Below are 18387 nucleotides of genomic sequence, written 5' to 3' on the forward strand. Positions count from 1 at the left end.
GGGGTGGTATGGGCGGTTCCGCCCGATCGGGCGCGGCCGTGCGGGCCGCTGTTCCGGCCGGCGGAACGGCCGACACGGCAACCGCTTCCCGTCGGGTTCGGGGAACGTTCGGGGCGTGCGGTTATGGTGGCCTCACCCTCGAGGACGAGGAGAGGAGACCAGCCCCATGAGCAGATTCTCGCGGCGCTCAGCGCTCGCCGGCTCGGGAGCGGCCGCCCTGGCCGCTGCCGCCGCCGCGTGCGCGCCGCCCAACCCCGGCGGCGTCAACGCCGAGGCCACCATCCCGGCGGCCGACGGACCCGTCACCCTCACCTACTGGGCGTGGCTGAAAGACCTCCAGAAGGTCGCCGACATCTTCAACCAGAGCCAGGATCGGATCCGCGTCGAGACCACCTGGATCCCCGGCGGTCCCGACGGCGGCTACGCCAAGATCCTCTCGGCGGTCGCCGCCGGCGGCGGCCCTGACATCGCGCAGGTGGAGCTGCGATCCGTGCCCGAGTTCGCGCTCGCCGGCGCGCTGGTGGACCTCACCCGGTACGGCTTCGCGGACCAGGAGTCCGCCTTCGACCCCGGCGCCGTCTCCCAGGTCAAGGTCGGCGATTCCTACTGGGCCGTCCCGCAGGACACGGGCCCCGTCGGCACCTTCTACAACCGTGAGGTGCTCGAGGGGGAGATGGGACTGGAGCCCCCGGCGACCTGGGAGGAGTTCCGCGAGCTCGCCGGCACCGTCTCCGAGGCCGGCAAGCAGCTGATCACTCTCGATCCCGGCGACGGCTCCCATCCGGTCGCGTGGGCGATGCAGTCCGGCGCGCAGTGGTTCACCCCGGAGGGGGACGGCTGGATCGTGAACATGACCGACGACGCCTCCATGCGCGTCGCGGAGTTCTGGGACGGCATCCTCGCCGAGAAGCTCGTCGGCACCGGGTACGGCGCCTTCTCCACGCCCTGGTACGCCGCGGCGGGAGCCGGGGACGTGCTCGCCTCCATCTCCGGCTCCTGGAGCGATGCCCTGATCCAGACCACGCCCGGGGCGGAGGGGAAATGGGCGGTCGCTCCCATGCCCAGGTGGGAGGACGGTTTCGCCTCGGGTGCCCACGGCGGGTCATCGGCCGCGGTGCTGTCCAACAGTGCGCACCCTGCGGAAGCGCTGGAGTTCCTGACCTGGATGTGCACGGACCCCGTCGGCATCGACGCCATGATCGAGAACTCCGGCATCGGCTGGTCGCCGGCGGCCGACTACATCGGAGAGGTCCGTCAGGAGCCCTCCGAGTTCTTCTCCGGCCAGAACTACAACGAAGAGGTGTTCGTCCCCATGGCCGAGGGTCAGAACCTCGAGTGGACCTGGGCGCCGCTCATGCAGCGGGCGATGGCGATCATCGGTGACGGGATGAACGGCGCCATCACCGGCGAGGTCCCGCTGACGGACATGTTCGCCGAGACCCAGGCGGAGATCGTCCGGATCATGCGCGAGATCGGACTGGACGCGGAGGAGGCACGATGAGATCGAAGACCGCCCCCTGGCTCCTGCTCGGGCCCTTCCTGGTGCTGTTCATCGGCACCATGATCATCCCGATCATCATGGCCATCGGCTACAGCTTCACCAGCGTCGAACGCTCCGGGCTGCTCGGCGAGGAGGGCGTCACCAGCGCCTTCGCCGGGCTGGAGAACTACGTCGCCGCGCTGTCGAACGCGAACTTCATCGCCTCTATCGGGCGGATGATCCTGTTCGGCGTGGTCCAGGTGACGGTGATGATCGTCGCCGCCACCATCCTCGCGCTGCTGCTGGAGAGCGCGAGCGCGAGGTGGCCCGGCTTCTTCCGCGCCACCTACTTCCTGCCCTACGGGATCCCCGGCGTGATCGCCACGATCCTGTGGTCCTTCCTGTACATCCCCGGGCTCAGCCCCATCGTGGACGTCCTCGGGATCGTCGGCATCAACATCGACTTCCTGGCCCCCGAACTGGTGCTGTGGTCGATCGCGAACATCGTGACCTGGACCTACACCGGGTACAACATGCTGATCATCATCGCCCAGCTCAAGGCGATCCCCGGCGAGCTGTACGAGGCGGCGAAGATCGACGGAGCCGGGCCGATGCGGATCGTCCGCTCCCTCCAGCTGCCGCTGATCCGCCCCGCGGTGATGCTGACGATCATCTTCTCGATCATCGGCACCCTGCAGCTGTTCGCCGAACCGCGGCTGATGCAGAACATGAGCGCCGGGATCACCTCGGAGTACACCCCGAACATGGCCGCCTACGCCTTCGCGTTCCAGTACAACGACGTCGGCATGGCCGCCGCGCAGGCCGTGATCATCGCGGTCTCCGCCTTCGTGCTCTCGGCGATCGCGCTGGGAGTCTCCTCCTGGACGGAGAAGCGCCGATGACCACCACGCAGACCCCCACCCGCCGCCGCGCCGCGCCCGTCGCCGACGGCCGCTCCGGTTCCCGCGAGGCGGGGCGCAGACCGACCACCACCATCCTGGTCACCGCGATCCTCGCCGTCATCGCGATCTACTTCCTGGTGCCGGTGTACTGGGTTCTCGTCAACGCCACCAAGTCCACCGAGGACCTGTTCGGCACCAGCGGCTTCTGGTTCGGCCAGGACTTCCAGCTGCTCGAGAACATCCGCGCGGTGCTCTCGGCCAACGGCGGGATCTTCCCGCGGTGGGCGCTGAACTCCGTGCTGTACGCGGGAGTCGGCTCGGTGCTGGCCACCTACTTCGCGGCCGCCGCGGGGTACGCCCTGGCGAAGTACCGCTTCCCGGGCCGGCGCCTGGTCTACGTGCTGGTCCTCGGCGGCGTGCTGGTGCCCGGCACCGCGGTGGCGCTGCCGCTGTTCTTCCTGTTCAGCTCCATCGGGATCACGAACACCTACTGGTCGGTGCTGATCCCCTCTCTGGTCAGCCCGTTCGGTCTGTTCCTGGCCTCGATCTACGCCAGCGCCGCGGTCCCGGACGAGCTGCTGGAGGCCGGCCGGATCGACGGGGTGGGGGAGCTGGGGCTGTTCCACCGGCTCGCGCTGCCGCAGCTCACCCCGGCCCTGGTGACGATCGTGCTGTTCCAGTTCGTCGCGATCTGGAACAACTACATGCTGCCGCTGGTGATGCTGGCCGACGAGACGCTCTATCCGATCACCCTGGGCCTGGACAACTGGCGGGCCCAGACCGACCGGCTGCCGGAGTTCTACCAGCTCACCGTCGGCGGCGCGCTGCTGTCGGTGATCCCGCTGGCCATCCTCATCCTGGTCCTCCAGCGCTTCTGGCGCGGCGGGCTGACGGAGGGGTCGGTCAAGGGGTGACCTCTCCCGGGCCCCGCACAGCCTCGGTGCCGATTCGCAACGCCGGGGCCCTTGCACCGGGCCGTCGTCCCGTCTTCGATGAGGACATGGCCACCACTGCTGCTCCGCCCCGCCCTGCACGTCGCCCGGAGTGGCGCCGGCGCTCCGTCCTGACGGCCGGGGCGGCCCTCCCGTTCGCGCCGGTCGCTCTGGCGGGCTGCGGCGACGACGGGCAGGGCGAGGTCGGCGAGCCGGATCTGAGAGCCGAGCTGCCGCGTGCCGAGCCCGGCTCGCCCGAGAGCGCCGGCGAGAGCGTCGTGCCCTTCACGGCGCGGCTGTGGGCAGGCATCGACCGCAGCGCCGTCAACGCCGTGTGCTCACCGCTGTCCGCCCAGATCGCGCTGACCATGGCCGGACTGGGAGCAGCCGGGGACACCCGCGCCCAGATGGAGGAGGCCCTCGGCGGGAGCATCGACGAGCTCGCCCAGGTCTCCAACACCCTCGCCACCGTGCTGGCCGCCGTGGGCGATCAGGAACGGGACAACGCCGGGGACGATGCCCCGCAGCCGCCCGTCGCCTCATTGGTGAACGGCACCTGGCTGCAGGAGGGGATGGCCGTCGAGGTCGGCTTCCTCGAGGGCCTGGCCACCTACTTCGCCAGCGGCGTCTACGAGGCGGACTTCGCCGACGACGCCGAGCGGGAGCAGGCCCGCCAGCGGATCAACGACTGGGTCGCCGAGGCCACGAACGATCTGATCGAGGAGCTGGTCCCCGAGGACGCCCTCGATGCGCAGACACGGCTGGTGCTGGTCAATGCGCTGCACCTGAAGGCAGCCTGGCAGGACACGCTGACTCGCTCCGGCGGCACGTTCACCACCGCCGAGGGCGAGGAGAAGAGCGTCGAGATGCTCAGCGGCACGACCGGCAGCTGGTACGAGGACGAGCTGTGCCGGGCGACGGCGCTGGGGACGTACGGGGGCGACCTCGCGCTCGCTCTCGTTCAGCCGCTCGAGGACGTGGCCGCCGTGCTCGATGCGTGGGCGGAGAGCGCCGACGACACTGCAGCCAGCCTCTCGGCGCTGCTGAGCGGGCTCGATGCCTCCGACGGTGCCACCGAGCTCACTCTGCCCGGGTTCGACATCGGCTGGGCCGGCGAGCTGTCGGGGCCGCTGCAGGAGCTGGGCATGAGCGATGCCTTCGATGCCGGTGCGGCCGACTTCTCCGGGATCACCGCCGAGACGGACCTGTCCATCTCGCAGGTGATCCAGAAGGCGGTGATCACCGTGGACGAGGAGGGCATGGAGGCGGCAGCGGCCACGGCCGTCGTCGCCGAGGCGGTCTCGGCGCCCGCGGAGGAGCACGAACTCGTGCTGGATTCGCCCTTCCTGGTCGTCGCCTACGAGACCTCGACGCTCGCCCCGCTCGTCGTCGGCTGGATCGGCGATCCGACGCAGACGCGATGACGGCATCTATGCTGGCCGAAGCGCTTCCCGAATGATCTCGCGATGGAGGAGACATGACTGCTGCACGACCCTGGCCCGTCGGCGTCGAGGGGATCGCCTACGGCGGCGACTACAACCCCGAGCAGTGGCCGCAGGAGGTGCGCCTCGAGGACATCGACCTGATGCGCGAGGCCGGAGTGAACCTGGTCAGCGTCGCCATCTTCGCCTGGGCCACGATCGAGCCCCGCGAGGGCGACTACGACTTCACCTGGCTGGACGAGACCATGGACCGCCTCGGCGAGGCCGGCATTAAGGTAGCGCTGGCCACCGCCACCGCGTCGCCGCCGCCGTGGCTGACCCGCCACCACCCCGAGATCCTCCCCGTCACCGAGGACGGCACCGTGCTCGGTCAGGGCGGGCGCCAGGCCTACGCCGTCTCCTCCCCGCTGTTCCGCGAGTACGCGGTGCGCATGACCCGGATGATGGCCGAACGCTACGGCGACCACCCCGCCCTCGCGCTGTGGCACGTGGACAATGAGCTGGGGTGCCACGTCCCCCACGACTACTCCGACCGGGCCGCGGCCGCCTTCCGCGCCTGGCTCGAGCGCCGGTACGGCTCGATCGACGCGCTCAACGAGGCCTGGGGTACGGCGTTCTGGTCCCAGCGCTACGACACCTTCCGCGAGATCCTGCCGCCGCGCGCGGCGCCGACCTACGCCAATCCCACCCAGCAGCTGGACTTCGCCCGCTTCTCCAGCGACGAGCTGCTGACCCACTACCGGGCCCTGCGCGACGTGCTGCGGGAGATCACCCCGCAGATCCCCACCACCACGAACCTGATGCTCAAGTCCGACACCAAGTGGATGGACTACTACTCGTGGGCCGATGACCTCGACCTCGTGGCCAACGACCACTACCTGATCGCCGACGACCCGCGCGGCCAGATCGAGCTGGCGCTGGCCGCGGACCTCTCCCGCGGCGTCGCCGGCGGCGACCCGTGGATCCTCATGGAGCACTCCACCTCCGCCGTGAACTGGCAGCCTCGCAACCGTGCCAAGGGTCGCGGCGAGATGCTGCGCAACTCCCTGTCGCACGTGGCCCGCGGGGCCGACGGGGTCATGTTCTTCCAGTGGCGCCAATCCCGCGCCGGCGCCGAGAAGTTTCACTCGGCGATGGTGCCCCACGCCGGCCGCGACACCGACGTCTGGCGCAGCACCGTCGCGCTCGGCCGTGCCCTGGAAGCGCTGGCCGAAGTGCGCGGCAGCCGGGTCCTGAACCGGATCGCGATCATCGTGGACTATCCGTCCTGGTGGGCGAGCGAACTCGATTCCCACCCCACCCAGGCGCTGCGCTACAGCGAGGAGCTGCTGCGCTGGTACACCGCCTTCTGGGACCTCGGCGTGGGTGTGGACATGGTGCCGGTCGACGCAGACCTGACCGGCTACGAGCTGGTGCTCGCCCCCACCCTGTACACGGTGCGCGACGAGCACGCCGACCGCCTCGCCGCGGCCGCCCGCTCGGGGGCGCAGGTGGTCATCACCTTCTTCTCCGGCATCGTCGACGAGAACGACCACGTGCGCCTCGGCGGCTACCCCGGTGCCTTCCGCGACCTGCTCGGCGTGCGCACCGAAGAGTTCGCCCCGCTGCTGGCGGACCAGGTGCTGCATCTGGACGACGGCACCGAGGCCGATCTGTGGAGCGAGAAGACCCGCCTCGAGGGTGCCGAAGCGATCCGCAGCTGGGCCGACGGGCCGCTGCACGGCCGGCCCGCCGTGACCCGGAACCCAGTGGGAGAGGGTGCAGCCTGGTACGTCGCCGCCCGCCCGTCGGCCGAGGGGCTCGAGGCCCTGGTGGCCGAGATCGTCGCCGCGGCCGGCGTGGAGCCGTCGGTGGCGGGACTGCACCGCGATGTCGAGGCGGTGCGGCGCTTCGCGGAGGACGGCACCACCTACCTGTTCGTCCTCAACCACTCCGACCGCGACCAGGTGGTGCAGGTCAGCGGCCACGAGATGCTCTCGGCCACCGACGTCGAAGGCGCCGTGACCGTGCATGCCGGCGCCGCGGCAGTGGTGCGCGAGAGCTGAGCGGGCATACCGCGGTGGGCAGCCTGGGTGCGGTCGGTCTGCGCGCGGGCGGCCTGCGTGCCCGGGCGGCCTGCGTGCCCGGGCCGCCCCGACACGCGCGTCGTCGCCCGCCCCGACACACGCGTCGTCGCCCGCCCCGACACACGCGTCGTCGCCCGCCATTCCCCCGATACGTTGCAGTGGTGCCACGGATCAGTGGAATGCCGCGGCGCGCTGGCCAGCAACACCGAGCCCGTCCTGCTGTCCCCGGTCCGGCACTCCCGTCTGGACCGGTGCGGCCCAGCACTTCGTCGCCCACTGCCCACTGTCTCTTCCCACCACCCCTTAGCCCCGTCACCTCCCGTGGACCCCTGATCGGAGACTCATGCCCGGCCCCACCCCGCCGCAGCTCGCCCCGTCGGACCCCACTCCGGCCCCCGCCCCACCGGACCTGAGGATCGGGGTGATCGGGTTCGGGGCGCGCTCGCCGCTGGCCGAGCATGCCCACCGTCCCGGCGCGGGTTCCCGCGTCACCGTGGTCGCCGACCCCTCGGAGCGCGGCAAGGAGATGGCCCGGGAGCAGCTCGGGGAGGAGGTCGCACTGGTCGAGAACGTCGACCAGCTGCTGGCAGGGCACGACGTCGACGCGGTCATGATCCTGACCCCCGACTACGCGCATGCCGAGGTCGCCCTGAAGACCCTCGAGGCGGGCCTGCCCACCTTCTGCGAGAAGCCGATGGCGATCCGGCTGGAGGACACCGACGCGATGCTCGCCATGGCCCGGGACAAGCGCGCCCGCCTCTACATCGGCCACAACATGCGCCACATGCCGGTGGTCCGGCAGCTGAAGGAGATCATCGACTCCGGTCGCATCGGCCGGGTGCGCGCCATCTGGTGCCGCCACTTCGTGGGCGCCGGCGGGGACTTCTACTTCAAGGACTGGCACGCCGAGCGGGACAAGGCCATGAGCCTGCTGCTGCAGAAGGGCGCCCACGACATCGACGTCATCCACTGGCTCGCCGGCGGCTACACCCGCCGCGTCTCGGGCATCGGCGACCTCGCGGTCTATGGGGACATCATCGATCGGCGGGACAACTCAGACCGCCGCATGGGCGACTGGTACGACGAGGACACCTGGCCTCCCACCGCCCAGAAGGAGCTGAACCCCGTCATCGACGTCGAGGACATCTCGATGCTGTCGATGACACTGGACAACGGGGTACTGGCCTCCTACCAGCAGTGCCACTTCACCCCGGACTACTGGCGCAACTACACCGTGATCGGCGACGCGGGACGGATCGAGAACATGGGGAACGACGGCGGGGACCAGATCCACATCTGGCAGTCGCGCCGCTCCGGACCCGGCCGCCCCGACGCCGTCGAGGTCATCGAGCGCGCCGAGGGGTGGCACGGCGGCGCCGATCCGCGCCTGGTCGCGGAGTTCCTCCGCTTCGCGCGCGACGGCGGCGCCACCGAGGTCTCCGCGATCGCAGCCCGCGAGGCCGTGGCCACCGGGGTGCGCGGCGCCGAGTCGATCCGCAGCGGGGGAGTGCCGCTCGAGGTGCCCGCCGTGACGGAGGACGTGCGGGCGTACTTCGACGGCGGGCAGGCGTGACGCGGGTGCGGCGAACCGGCTGTGGCCTATCAGCCGTCTTGATTCTCTGAGCCCGCCCCGGACGTCACTTGCGTCAGGCGCGGGGCCCGGGGTAAGGGGGTCTGTCGGCTAGCGGCGGCCTCACGCGACGACCTCGAACGCCGCAAGCGCCGAGCTCACGTCGTAGGTGCTCGCGGCGCCGGCATGCAGCGGGAACGCGGCGGCGACGAAGCCGTCGGGCCGGATCAGGTACATCCGATCGCGCCGCAGCCGGCCCCGGGGATCCGCGGCGAAGGCGAACGGGCCCTCGATCCAGTCCGGAACGGCAGGCCGGTGGGCGTGGCCGCCGTAGGTGTGCAGCTGCCAGGTCATCGCGCGCAGAGCGTCCGCCCTCTCCCCGTCGGCCAGCAGCCGCAGGCCCACCGCCGGATCATCGGCCCAGGCCGGCGGCGTCGTGCCGGCCAGCACCTGCCGGTAGCGGATCCGGTACTGGCCGAGCAGCCCGCCCAGGCGCGGGCCCAGGGCTGACCGGAACAGCGTCGGGCCGAGGAGCGAGATGATCCCGCTGAACCGGCGTCGCAGCGCCGCGGCCCCGCGGCCGCGGCGGGCGATGATCCCGAAGGCGCGGTCGGTGCCCTCGATCAGGGCCAGGGCGACGGGGCGCCGTTCCCGTTCGTAGCGTCCGACGGCCGACGGGGTGAGATGGCCGTGGACGACGTCGGCCAGGAGGTTCGACAAGTGATGACCGTCCTGCAGGCCGGTGTTCATGCCCTGGCCGCCGATGGGGGAGTGCACGTGGGCGGCGTCGCCGGCGAGCAGTGCGCGCCCCTTGCGGAACTGGGAGGCGACGCGGTGGTGGACCCGGTAGGCGGAGAACCACTCCACGCGCTCGAAATCGATGCCGAGGTCGGTGCGGGCCTCGGCCAGGACCTCGTCCTGATCCGGGGACTCGGTGGGGCTGAGGCACACGAGGCGGGCGTGGCCGCCCGGGCCCAGCGGGATGAACACGGCGAAGGACGCATCGCCGAAGCGGGCGGCGACGGTGTTGTCGGGGATCCCGGTGACGCCGTGGAGATCGGCGACGCAGAAGGTGGCATCGTCCGTGACGCCCTCGAAGGGCAGGCCGAGCTGGTGACGCACCGGGGAGCTCGCCCCGTCGGCCCCGATGCACCACCGGGCGCGTAGGCGCATCAGTCCTTGCGGACTCTCGACCAGTGCCTCGACCTGCTCGTCCGCGGTCTCGGTGCCCTCGAGGAGAGTGACCAGACGGTGGCCCCATCTGACCGGGCGTCCCTCGGTCTCGAGCGCAGAGGCCAGCAGCTCCTCGTTGCGGCTCTGCTCGAAGATCTGCGCCCCGGGGAACGGGGTGTCCCCGGCCTGGGCAGGAGCGAACTGGAACCCCTCCGGGTTCGCGGACTGCCGCAGCTGGAACCCCGTGGCAGGATTCGCCGCCTCCAGCACCTGCTGCGCCAGTCCCAGCTGATCGTAGATCTCCATCGACCGGGCCTGGACCACCAGGGCGCGGGACTCACGGGTCGGGCCGGACTTGGGGTCGATAACCTCGGCGCGCACACCGCGCCGGGCCAGGACCAGAGCGGCCATCAGCCCCGTCGGCCCGGCCCCGACCACCAGCACGTCGGTCTCGAGCAGGGGAAGCTCGCGAAGGGGCACTGCGGTCATGGGCCAGCCTCTCGCCGGTGGTGCCCGGAGCGGGTGGCTTCACCGTAATGCGACGGCCGTGCCGGAGCCAGGGGTTCCTGGTCCCGGCACGGCCGGGGTCGCGGGTCAGCCCTTCTGGCGGCCCTTGAAGCGCGGGTCCTTCTTGTTGATGACGTAGATCCGCCCGCGGCGGCGCACGACCTGCGCGCCGGGCTTGCGGACCAGCGAGCGCAAGGAGGAGCGGACCTTCATCGCTGCCCGTAGCGCCGGCGGAACTTCTCCACGCGGCCAGCGGTGTCCAGCACCTTCGCCTGGCCGGTGTAGAAGGGGTGCGAGGCCGAGGAGACCTCGACGTCGATCACGGGGTACTCGTGGCCGTCCTCCCAGGTCACCGTCTTCTCGGAGCCGCGGGTGGAGCGGGTCAGGAACGAGTAGCCGGCGGCGGCGTCGCGGAAGACGACGGGCCGGTAGTCAGGATGGATGCTCTGCTTCATGGTGTTCTCCTCACCAGCTGGATTTCGTGATGCCGGGCAGCTCGCCGCGGTGGGCGGCGGCGCGGAACCGGACCCGGGAGAGCCCGAATCGGCGCAGGTACCCGCGGGGCCTGCCATCGATCGCGTCGCGGTTGCGCAACCTAGTGGGACTGGCGTCTCGCGGCATGCGCTGCAGGGCGCGCTGGGCCTGGACCTTCTCGGTCATCGGCGTGCTCGGGTCCTTGATGGCGCGCTTGAGGGCGCGGCGCTCGACGGCGTAGCGGGCCACGAGCTCCTTCCGGCGCTCGTTCGCCGCGATCTTCGACGTCTTGGCCATCAGCGCTCCTCGCGGAACTCGACGACGGAGCGGAGCGTCGGGTCGTACTTCCGCGCGACCAGGCGATCGGGGGTGTTCCGGCGGTTCTTGGTGGTCATGTACGTGTAGCCGGTGCCGGCCGTGGAGCGCATCTTCACGGTGGCGCGCACGTCGTTCTTCTTCGCCATGGGTGTTCCTCTCAGATCTTCTCGCCGCGGGCGCGGATCTCGGCCACGACGGCCTCGATCCCGCGACGGTCGATGGTGCGCAGGCCCGTGGTGGAGACCTGCAGGCGCACGGTGCGGCCCAGGGACGGGACGTAGAACCGCTTGGACTGGATGTTGGGATCGAACCGGCGCGAGGTGCGCCGATGCGAGTGGGAGACGTTCTTGCCGAAGCTCGGTGCGGCCCCGGTGACTTGACAGCGTCGGGACATGACGGCAGATTCTAGCTACTGAGAATCATTATCGTCAAGCGTCTGGAGCAGTACCGGTATGACCGAGCCTCATGAGATCCACCGTCGTCAACGACCGGGAGCGGCGGAATCTTCCACGCCTGTCGCCGTCGTCACCGCGATCGACGCGGTGCTGAGGGATTCGCTGGTCGCGAGCCTGCTGCTGGACGTCCCGGGCGCTGTGGCGCTGCGCTACGAGGTCGACGTCGAGTCGGTCACCCTGCGGCGGCTCGTCCTGTCCGCCGACGGCATCGCGGAGGACGAGGAGGTCGTCCTCGAGCACCCCTGTGCCTCGTGCGCGATGCGGGAGGACGCCGTGCCGGCCTTGAACCGTCTCGCGAGCGACCCTCGCATCAGCGTGATCCTGCTCGCGCCACCGATCTCGGCGGACCCTTCCATCGTCGCCGGCACCCTGGCGCCGCACCAGCGCGCATGGCACCTGGCGAGCGCCTCGACCGTGCTCTCGGCCGAGAGCCTCCACGAGGACCTCCTCGGCGATGCCACTCTGGCCGAGCGGCAGCTGCAATGGGCCGAGGGCGACGAGCGCAGCGTGGGCGAGGCGCTCGCCGCCCAGATCGAGTACTCCGGGCTGCTCGTGCTCGACGCCGACGGGCCTTCCGGCGCCGACGGCGAGGCGGCCACGCAGCGGGTCGCGGCCGGCCGGGAGCTGCTCGAGCATCTGCGCGCACCTGACCAGCTGCTGGCCGTCGGACTCCATGACCTCGAGAGCGGCTCGATGCATAGAGGGGCGCTCGACCACCAGGCGGCCCTGCTGCGCCGCGATTCCCGCGTGGTCGAGCCCTACGGCGGGCCATCGGCGCACGGCACCTGGACTCTCGACCTGCACTCCGAGCGACCCTTCCACCCCGATCGCCTGCTCGAGAACATCGAGGCCCTCGGCGGCGGGCGCCTGCGCAGCCGCGGACGCTTCTGGGTGCCGGACCGCCCCGACACCATCTGCCAGTGGGACGGCGCCGGCGGGCAGGTCTCCATCGGCGCCACCTGGAAGACTGGCCGCGAGCTGCCGACCACGCGGCTCGTGGTCACGGGTGTCGAGGCGGCCGACGCCGAGCGGGTGCGCGCGGCGTTCCGGCGCAGCCTGCTCACCGAGGACGAGTGGGCTACGGGCCTCGAGCCGTGGATGGGGGCGGAGGACCCGCTGGCGCCGTGGCTCGGGGAGCGCGGCGTGCTGCGGTGAACGGCGATCAGAAACGTTCGATGCGCCGCGAGCTCCCGTCGGTCGACTCGCGGACATCGGTGCGCGAGCGCCGTCGGCCTCCTACCGGTCGTTCCCGTCGGCCTCGTGTCTCTCGGGAACCTCGTAATCCACGACCAGGCCATAGTGATCGCTGGCGATCGTTTCTGGGGTGTCGAAGGCGCGCACGCACGAGCGTGCCAGCAGCGTCGGCCCTGTGGGACCGCACCGCACGAGGACGTGGTCGATCGCGCGGAACGGCCAGTCGAGATCGACCTGGAGCGGGTTGTTCGGGAGGTATGTCTCGATGCTGCCGCCTGCTCCCGGTGCGCTGGTGGGGCCTGTCTCGCGCGCCGGAGGCACGGCTTCCGCCGCGCTGCGGTAGCACACGCTCATGTCCTCGAGCACGTGCCGGCCGGTCCAGAAGCGCACGCTGTCCGCATCGGGCTCGGCGTCCAGATCGCCCGCCACGATCACGTGCCCGGGGCGGTCCCGGACCACCTGTTCGAGAACGCGGGCGACCTTCACCGCCTAGAGGCAGCGCTCTCGTTCGTGGTCGAGCTGATAGTCGGGAAAATGGTTCGCCACCCAGAGGCGCCCGAGCGGGGCGGGAGCCAAGATCTCCGTGATCAGGCACGTGCAGGCGAACTCCCCGGTGCGGTCGGTGACGTTCAGGTCGACCTCGATGACCTCGCCGATCGGCCAACGACTTGCGGTGGTGATGCCCTGGCCGCGCACGGCGCCACCGGAGCCGTCCTCTCGCACGGACTGCTGGGCGTAGTGGTACCCGCCCCCGAGCATGAGAGCCGCCTGGTCGATCTCCGCGGTCAGCACTGTCTCCTGGAGAGTGAGGACGTCGGCGTCGATCCGCTCGAACTCGGCGCGGAGCATCTCGAGGCAGGCCGGCCAGTCCCCGCGCGTGCCCCACGTGTTCAGTGTCGCGATGCGCATGCCGTCATCCTGACGGCATCTCGCGACGTCCGCCAGGGTTCGTCATGCGTCCACGCTCCGACCGCCACTCGACGCCCACCCTGTGTGCTGAGACACTGATCACACGCCTTTCGCTGCCATCGCCGGCGCTCATCGCCCCCGGTGGCACGCCTTCAGGGCTTGGATCCGACCACGGGAGTGACCATGGATTACCGACTTCTCGGCTGCAGCGGAACCGTCGTCTCGGCGCAGACGCTGGGCACGATGACCTTCGGCAAGGAGGCCGACGAGGCGACCTCCTTCGACATCATGACCGCCTTCGTCGAGGGCGGCGGGAACTTCTTCGACACCGCCGACGTCTACACCGGCGGCACCTCCGAGGAGATCATCGGCCGCTGGCTGGCCGAGCACCCCACCGAGGCCGAGCAGGTGGTGCTCGCGACCAAGGGCCGCGCCCGCACCGGTGACGGGCCCAACGACATCGGCATCTCCCACCGTCATCTGCGTACGGCACTGGAGAAGTCCCTGCGCCGCCTCGGCGTCGAGCACGTGGACCTGTACCAGATGCACGCCTGGGACGCCCTGACCCCGGTCGAGGAGACGCTGCGCTTCCTGGACGACGCGATCTCCGCCGGCAAGATCTCCTACTACGGCTTCTCGAACTACCTGGGCTGGCAGCTGACCAAGGCCGTCCACATCGCCGACGCCCACGGCTGGGCCCGCCCCGTCACCCTGCAGCCCCAGTACAACCTGCTGGTGCGGGACATCGAGCACGAGATCGTCCCCGCCGTCCAGGACGCGGGCATGGGCCTGCTGCCCTGGTCGCCGCTGGCCGGCGGCTGGCTGACCGGGAAGTACCAGCGCGATCAGGAGCCCACTGGCGCCACGCGCCTGGGGGAGAACCCGCAGCGCGGGATGGAAGCGTGGCAGAAGCGCAACGACGACGAGCGCACCTGGCGCACGATCGACGAGGTGCGCGCGATCGCCGACGCCCACGGCGCCTCCCTCTCCCAGGTCGCACTGGCCTGGGCCGCCGCCCAGCCCGCCGTCACCTCCGTGATCCTCGGCGTGCGCACCGTGGAGCAGCTGCGCGACAACATGGCAGCCGCCGACCTGCAGCTCAGCGACGACGAGCTGCGCCGCCTCGACGAGGTCAGCGCCCCGCAGATGGACGACTATCCCTACGGTCCGGCCGGGATCAAACAGCGGCGCCGGCCGCTGACGAAGGAGAGCTGAACCGGAGCGACCCGACGGTCAGTTCTCCGATCGGTGCCCCCGCCGCGCCTCGCGGTCGAGCACCATGAGTACGTCGGCCGGGCCGCCCTCGCTGCCGAAGGCGTGGGGGAGCATGGTCGGGAACTCGGCGCTCTGATTGGTCTCGACGCGGTAGCGGCGCTCGCCCAGTAGCACGACTGCGGTGCCGGAGAGAACGACCATCCACTCCTGTCCCGGGTGGGATCGCATCTTGGTGGGGGCGGGCGGCGGCTCGGTCAGGCGCCGGCGCAGCACGACGGTGTCCGGGCTGCTCTGTAGACTCCACCGCAGCGCGTCCAGGTGGCGGTCCATGACGGGGTTGGAGACGACGTCGTCGGTCGCGGATTCCACCAGCTGGTCCAGGCTCGTATCCAGCGTGCGGGCGAGGGTGACCAGCTGATCCAGGGATAGCCGCCGCTGCCCGTTCTCGATCCTCGAGAGAGTGGACTGGCTGAGGTGAGCCCGTTCGGCGAGGTCGGCCAGCGACCAGCCCTGCGCGAGGCGCAGGCCACGGATCCGTTTGCGCACGAGGCCGTCGACGGCGCCATCTTCTTGCGTCATAGGCAAGAGTCTATGCCTGCGAGGCAACACCTGCCTAGTCTCAGGGTGACGCCTCCGCGGGAGGCTCCCCACGACGAGAAGGACTCTCCATGACTGACACACGCTCCACCCCTGACTTCGAGGTCCTGCCGGAGGGCACGGTGGATGTCGCCGTGCTCGGCGGCGGCGCCGCCGGCCTGAGCGGCGCACTGATGCTCGCCCGCTCCCGGCGCTCCGTCCTCGTCATCGACGCCGGTACGCCGCGCAACGCCCCGGCCGACGGGATCCACGGCCTGCTCGGCCATGAGGGCACCCCGCCCGGGGAGTACCTTGAGCGCGGCCGCGGCGAGGTGCGCAGCTACGGCGGCCGCATCGTGACCGGCACGGTCGCCGCGGCGCGCCCCGCCGATCCGTCGGCCGACGGCGATCTGCGCTTCACCCTCGAGCTGACCGACGGTCGCCGCCTCACTGCTCGCCGGCTGCTCATCGCCACCGGGCTGCGCGACGAGCTGCCCGACGTCCCGGGCCTGGCCGAGCACTGGGGCCACGGCGTGGTCCACTGCCCGTACTGCCACGGCTGGGAGGTGCGCGACGAACCCATCGGGCTTCTCGCCCGCGGGCCCATCTCCGCCCACCAGGCGCTGCTGTTCCGCCAGCTCACCGACGACCTCGTCTACTTCCAGCGCGGTACCGAGCTCGACGACGAGACCCGCGAGCGGTTCGACGCCCTCGGCATCCGGATCGTCGATGACCAACTCGCCGAGGTCATCGCGGATGAGGGCGGTGGTATCGCCGGAGTCCGTCTGGCCGGCGGAGAGGTCGTGGAGCGCCGCGTCCTGGCCGTCGGCACCACCATGCACGCGCGCACCGAGGGCCTCGAGCCCCTCGGCCTGCCGATGGAGGAGCTGCCCCACGGGATGGGTCGCCACATCGTCACCGGCATGGCCGGGACCACCGAGGTTCCCGGCGTCTGGGCCGCCGGCAATGTCGCGGAGCTGAGCGCGCAGGTGGGGGCGTCGGCCGCGGCCGGAGCGCTCGCCGGGGCGCACATCAACGCCCAGCTCGCCGCGGCCGACGCCGCCGTGGCCGCGCGGAAGGCGGACACGGCGGCGTGAGAGCTCAGACGCTCAGCAGCACCTTGGTGGCGCGGCGCTCATCCATGGCCCGGTAGCCCTCAGGAGCCTGCTCGAGGGGCAGGGTGAGGTCGAAGACCTTGCCCGGGTCGATCTTCCGATCCCAGATCAGCTGGATCAGCTCGGGCAGGTAGCGGCGCACCGGGGCGGGGCCGCCGTGCAGATGCACGGCGGAGAAGAACAGCTCCTGGCCGGGCAGCTCGACGTCGTGCGAGACGCCGACGAAACCGATGTGGCCGCCGGGGCGGGTGCCGCGGATCGCCTGCATCATCGACTCCTGGGTGCCCACGGCCTCGATCACGCTGTGCGCGCCGAGTCCGCCGGTGAGCTCCTTCAGCCTCTCCACCCCGGCGTCACCGCGCTCCTCGATGACGTCAGTGGCGCCGAACTCGCGGGCCAGTGACTGGCGGTCGGCGTGGCGGCTGAAGATGATGATCCGCTCGGCGCCCATCTGCTGCGCGGAGAGCACGCCCAGCAGGCCGACGGCCCCGTCGCCCACCACGGCGACCGTCTTGCCGGGGCCGGCCTGGGCGGCATCGGCCGCGAACCAGCCGGTTCCCAGCACGTCGGAGGCGGCCAGCAGGGAGGGGATGAGATCGGGGTCCGGGGTACCGGGGGTCTTCACGAGCGTGCCGTCGGCGAAGGGGATCCGGGCGCGCTCGGCCTGGGTGCCGATCTCGCCGTCGACGAAGATCGCGTTGACGCAGCGCGAGGGGTGGCCCTCGCGGCAGATCTCGCACTGGCCGCAGGAGATCACGAAGGAGCCGACGACGAAGTCGCCGACCTCGAGCGTCTCGACCGCGTCGCCGATCTCCTCGACCACGCCGACGTACTCGTGGCCCATGTGCTGGTGGTCAGGCTGGTCGGCGCCGCGGTAGGGCCACAGGTCCGAGCCGCAGATGCAGGTCGCGGCCAGGCGGATGACCGCGTCCGTCGGCTCGAGAATGGTGGGGTCCTCCCGGTCCTCGACGCGGACGTCGCCGGGGGCGTGCATGATCACGGCGCGCATGATGTCTCCTTGAGGGGTCTGTGCATGGACGTTCCCATGGTGCGCCGGGAGGGCGGCTGGTGGGGAGTGACTGATGAGGGGTGTACTCGCAGGGCACCCCAGAGCCCCCCGGAGCATCCCGGTGCCCCGAGAGCGCGGCCTAAGGTGTCGCCATGGATAACAGGTCTCAGGTGCGCGAGTTCCTCACCTCCCGCCGCGCCAAGATCACGCCGCAGCAGGCCGGCGTGCCCTCCGTCGGCGCGCGGCGGGTGCCGGGGCTGCGCCGCAGCGAGGTGGCGCTGCTCGCCGGGGTCAGCGTCGAGTACTACGCCAAGCTCGAGCGCGGCGGGATCGGCGGCGCCTCCGCCGCCGTGCTGGATGCGCTCGCCCGGGCGCTGCAGCTGAACGAGACCGAGCGGACCCATCTGCTCGATCTCGCGCGCGCGGCCGACGGCATCCCCGCCTCGGGCAGGGCCCGTCGGCCCTCGAGCAGCCGGACGGCGCTGCGACCCAGCCTGCAATGGGCCCTGGATTCGCTGACCGACGGGGTCGCTTTCGTGCGCGACCCGCGCCAGGACGTGCTGGCCACCAACGACCTGGGCCGGGCCTTCTTCTCGCCACTGATCGGGGACGGCGGGCGCACCCCGAACCTGGCGCGCTTCCAGTTCCTGGACCCGGCCTCGAAGGACTTCTACCCGGACTGGGAGCTGTTCGCCGAGATGTGCGTGGCGATCATGCGCATGGAGGCCTCCCGCGACCCTCACGACACGGAGCTGCAGGACCTCGTGGGCGAGCTGTCCACCCGCTCGGACCTCTTCCGCACCCTGTGGGGCCGCCACGATGTGCGCCAGCACGGCGCGGGGACCAAGCGGTACAACCATCCCGTCGTGGGTGAGGTGTCCTTGGCCTACGAGGAGCTCGCGATCACGGCGGAGCCCGGCTGCGTGCTGATGATCTACACCGCCGAGCCCGGGTCCCAGAGCGCCGAGCGACTGCAGCTGCTGGCCAGCTGGGAGGCCTCCCGCCGCGAGGAGGCACGACGGGCCGCGCTCGCCGAGGACGGCTGAGCGG

Annotated in this window: 20 protein-coding genes; 10 read left to right on the forward strand and 10 right to left on the reverse strand. The window is 71.0% G+C overall.

The genetic code is table 11. From position 1 onward, the window contains the following. Positions 1 to 166 precede the first annotated feature (166 nt). From ACFQRJ_RS09945 to ACFQRJ_RS09970, 6 genes are all read left to right on the forward strand, one after another. A complete protein-coding gene (locus tag ACFQRJ_RS09945; protein WP_377018878.1) occupies positions 167 to 1501 on the forward strand; it encodes an ABC transporter substrate-binding protein in 1335 nt (444 codons plus the stop codon). Continuing rightward, positions 1498 to 2382, forward strand: a complete 885-nt coding sequence (locus ACFQRJ_RS09950) for a carbohydrate ABC transporter permease (protein ID WP_377018879.1) — start codon at positions 1498 to 1500, stop codon at positions 2380 to 2382. Before ACFQRJ_RS09945 ends, ACFQRJ_RS09950 begins: the two co-directional genes overlap by 4 nt. Further along, positions 2379 to 3296, forward strand: a complete 918-nt coding sequence (locus ACFQRJ_RS09955) for a carbohydrate ABC transporter permease (protein WP_377018880.1) — start codon at positions 2379 to 2381, stop codon at positions 3294 to 3296. The genes ACFQRJ_RS09950 and ACFQRJ_RS09955 overlap by 4 nt, the downstream gene beginning before the upstream one ends. A gap of 86 nt (positions 3297 to 3382) precedes the next feature. Next, positions 3383 to 4738: a serpin family protein gene (locus ACFQRJ_RS09960; RefSeq protein WP_377018881.1), complete on the forward strand. Its 1356-nt coding sequence runs from the start codon at positions 3383 to 3385 to the stop codon at positions 4736 to 4738. Between the two features lie 53 nt (positions 4739 to 4791). Next, positions 4792 to 6801 (forward strand): beta-galactosidase, encoded by a 2010-nt coding sequence (locus tag ACFQRJ_RS09965; RefSeq protein ID WP_377018882.1) that lies wholly within the window; start codon positions 4792 to 4794, stop codon positions 6799 to 6801. 364 nt (positions 6802 to 7165) lie between these two features. Continuing rightward, positions 7166 to 8395, forward strand: a complete 1230-nt coding sequence (locus tag ACFQRJ_RS09970; protein WP_377018883.1) for a Gfo/Idh/MocA family protein — start codon at positions 7166 to 7168, stop codon at positions 8393 to 8395. Positions 8396 to 8515: 120 nt separating this feature from the next. Here ACFQRJ_RS09970 and ACFQRJ_RS09975 read toward each other — a convergent pair whose 3' ends face one another. From ACFQRJ_RS09975 to rpmB, 6 genes are all read right to left on the reverse strand, one after another. Continuing rightward, positions 8516 to 10054, reverse strand: coding sequence for an FAD-dependent monooxygenase (locus tag ACFQRJ_RS09975; RefSeq protein WP_377018884.1), 1539 nt, complete (start codon positions 10052 to 10054; stop codon positions 8516 to 8518). 105 nt (positions 10055 to 10159) lie between these two features. Continuing rightward, positions 10160 to 10285, reverse strand: a complete 126-nt coding sequence (ykgO, locus tag ACFQRJ_RS09980; protein WP_377018885.1) for a type B 50S ribosomal protein L36 — start codon at positions 10283 to 10285, stop codon at positions 10160 to 10162. Next, entirely contained in the window at positions 10282 to 10527 is a 246-nt protein-coding gene (locus ACFQRJ_RS09985) for a type B 50S ribosomal protein L31 (protein ID WP_377018886.1), read from the reverse strand. The genes ykgO and ACFQRJ_RS09985 overlap by 4 nt, the downstream gene beginning before the upstream one ends. 10 nt (positions 10528 to 10537) lie before the next feature. Beyond that, positions 10538 to 10843: a 30S ribosomal protein S14 gene (gene rpsN / locus ACFQRJ_RS09990; RefSeq protein ID WP_377018887.1), complete on the reverse strand. Its 306-nt coding sequence runs from the start codon at positions 10841 to 10843 to the stop codon at positions 10538 to 10540. Continuing rightward, positions 10843 to 11010 carry a 50S ribosomal protein L33 gene (rpmG, locus tag ACFQRJ_RS09995; RefSeq protein ID WP_377018889.1) on the reverse strand — a complete coding sequence of 56 codons (168 nt, stop codon included), beginning with the start codon at positions 11008 to 11010 and terminating at the stop codon, positions 10843 to 10845. Before rpmG ends, rpsN begins: the two co-directional genes overlap by 1 nt. An 11-nt stretch (positions 11011 to 11021) precedes the next feature. After that, positions 11022 to 11258, reverse strand: a complete 237-nt coding sequence (rpmB, locus tag ACFQRJ_RS10000; protein ID WP_377018890.1) for a 50S ribosomal protein L28 — start codon at positions 11256 to 11258, stop codon at positions 11022 to 11024. Between the two features lie 58 nt (positions 11259 to 11316). Between rpmB and ACFQRJ_RS10005 the strand changes: the two genes are divergently transcribed. Beyond that, positions 11317 to 12474 carry a GTP-binding protein gene (locus ACFQRJ_RS10005; protein ID WP_377018892.1) on the forward strand — a complete coding sequence of 386 codons (1158 nt, stop codon included), beginning with the start codon at positions 11317 to 11319 and terminating at the stop codon, positions 12472 to 12474. A gap of 81 nt (positions 12475 to 12555) precedes the next feature. Here ACFQRJ_RS10005 and ACFQRJ_RS10010 read toward each other — a convergent pair whose 3' ends face one another. Both ACFQRJ_RS10010 and ACFQRJ_RS10015 read right to left on the reverse strand, forming a co-directional pair. Continuing rightward, on the reverse strand, positions 12556 to 12999 hold the full coding sequence (locus ACFQRJ_RS10010) for a hypothetical protein (RefSeq protein WP_377018893.1): 444 nt from the start codon (positions 12997 to 12999) through the stop codon (positions 12556 to 12558). A 3-nt stretch (positions 13000 to 13002) separates the two neighbouring features. Further along, entirely contained in the window at positions 13003 to 13422 is a 420-nt protein-coding gene (locus ACFQRJ_RS10015) for an endonuclease/exonuclease/phosphatase family protein (protein WP_377018894.1), read from the reverse strand. Positions 13423 to 13605: 183 nt separating this feature from the next. Here ACFQRJ_RS10015 and ACFQRJ_RS10020 point away from each other — a divergent pair, with 183 nt between their 5' ends. Further along, positions 13606 to 14637 (forward strand): aldo/keto reductase, encoded by a 1032-nt coding sequence (locus tag ACFQRJ_RS10020; RefSeq protein WP_377018895.1) that lies wholly within the window; start codon positions 13606 to 13608, stop codon positions 14635 to 14637. Positions 14638 to 14655: 18 nt separating this feature from the next. Here ACFQRJ_RS10020 and ACFQRJ_RS10025 read toward each other — a convergent pair whose 3' ends face one another. Next, positions 14656 to 15216 carry a helix-turn-helix domain-containing protein gene (locus ACFQRJ_RS10025; RefSeq protein WP_377018896.1) on the reverse strand — a complete coding sequence of 187 codons (561 nt, stop codon included), beginning with the start codon at positions 15214 to 15216 and terminating at the stop codon, positions 14656 to 14658. Between the two features lie 89 nt (positions 15217 to 15305). On the opposite strand from ACFQRJ_RS10025, the gene ACFQRJ_RS10030 reads away from it, so the two are divergent. Then, positions 15306 to 16310, forward strand: a complete 1005-nt coding sequence (locus tag ACFQRJ_RS10030) for an NAD(P)/FAD-dependent oxidoreductase (RefSeq protein ID WP_377018897.1) — start codon at positions 15306 to 15308, stop codon at positions 16308 to 16310. A 4-nt stretch (positions 16311 to 16314) separates the two neighbouring features. On the opposite strand, the gene ACFQRJ_RS10035 is transcribed toward ACFQRJ_RS10030, so the two are convergent. Continuing rightward, a complete protein-coding gene (locus ACFQRJ_RS10035; RefSeq protein ID WP_377018898.1) occupies positions 16315 to 17337 on the reverse strand; it encodes a zinc-dependent alcohol dehydrogenase family protein in 1023 nt (340 codons plus the stop codon). Between the two features lie 152 nt (positions 17338 to 17489). Here ACFQRJ_RS10035 and ACFQRJ_RS10040 point away from each other — a divergent pair, with 152 nt between their 5' ends. Beyond that, entirely contained in the window at positions 17490 to 18383 is an 894-nt protein-coding gene (locus tag ACFQRJ_RS10040; RefSeq protein ID WP_377018899.1) for a helix-turn-helix domain-containing protein, read from the forward strand. Positions 18384 to 18387: the final 4 nt, after the last annotated feature.

This window comes from Brachybacterium sp. GCM10030252 (assembly GCF_042666535.1).
Taxonomy (GTDB): Bacteria; Actinomycetota; Actinomycetes; order Actinomycetales; family Dermabacteraceae; genus Brachybacterium.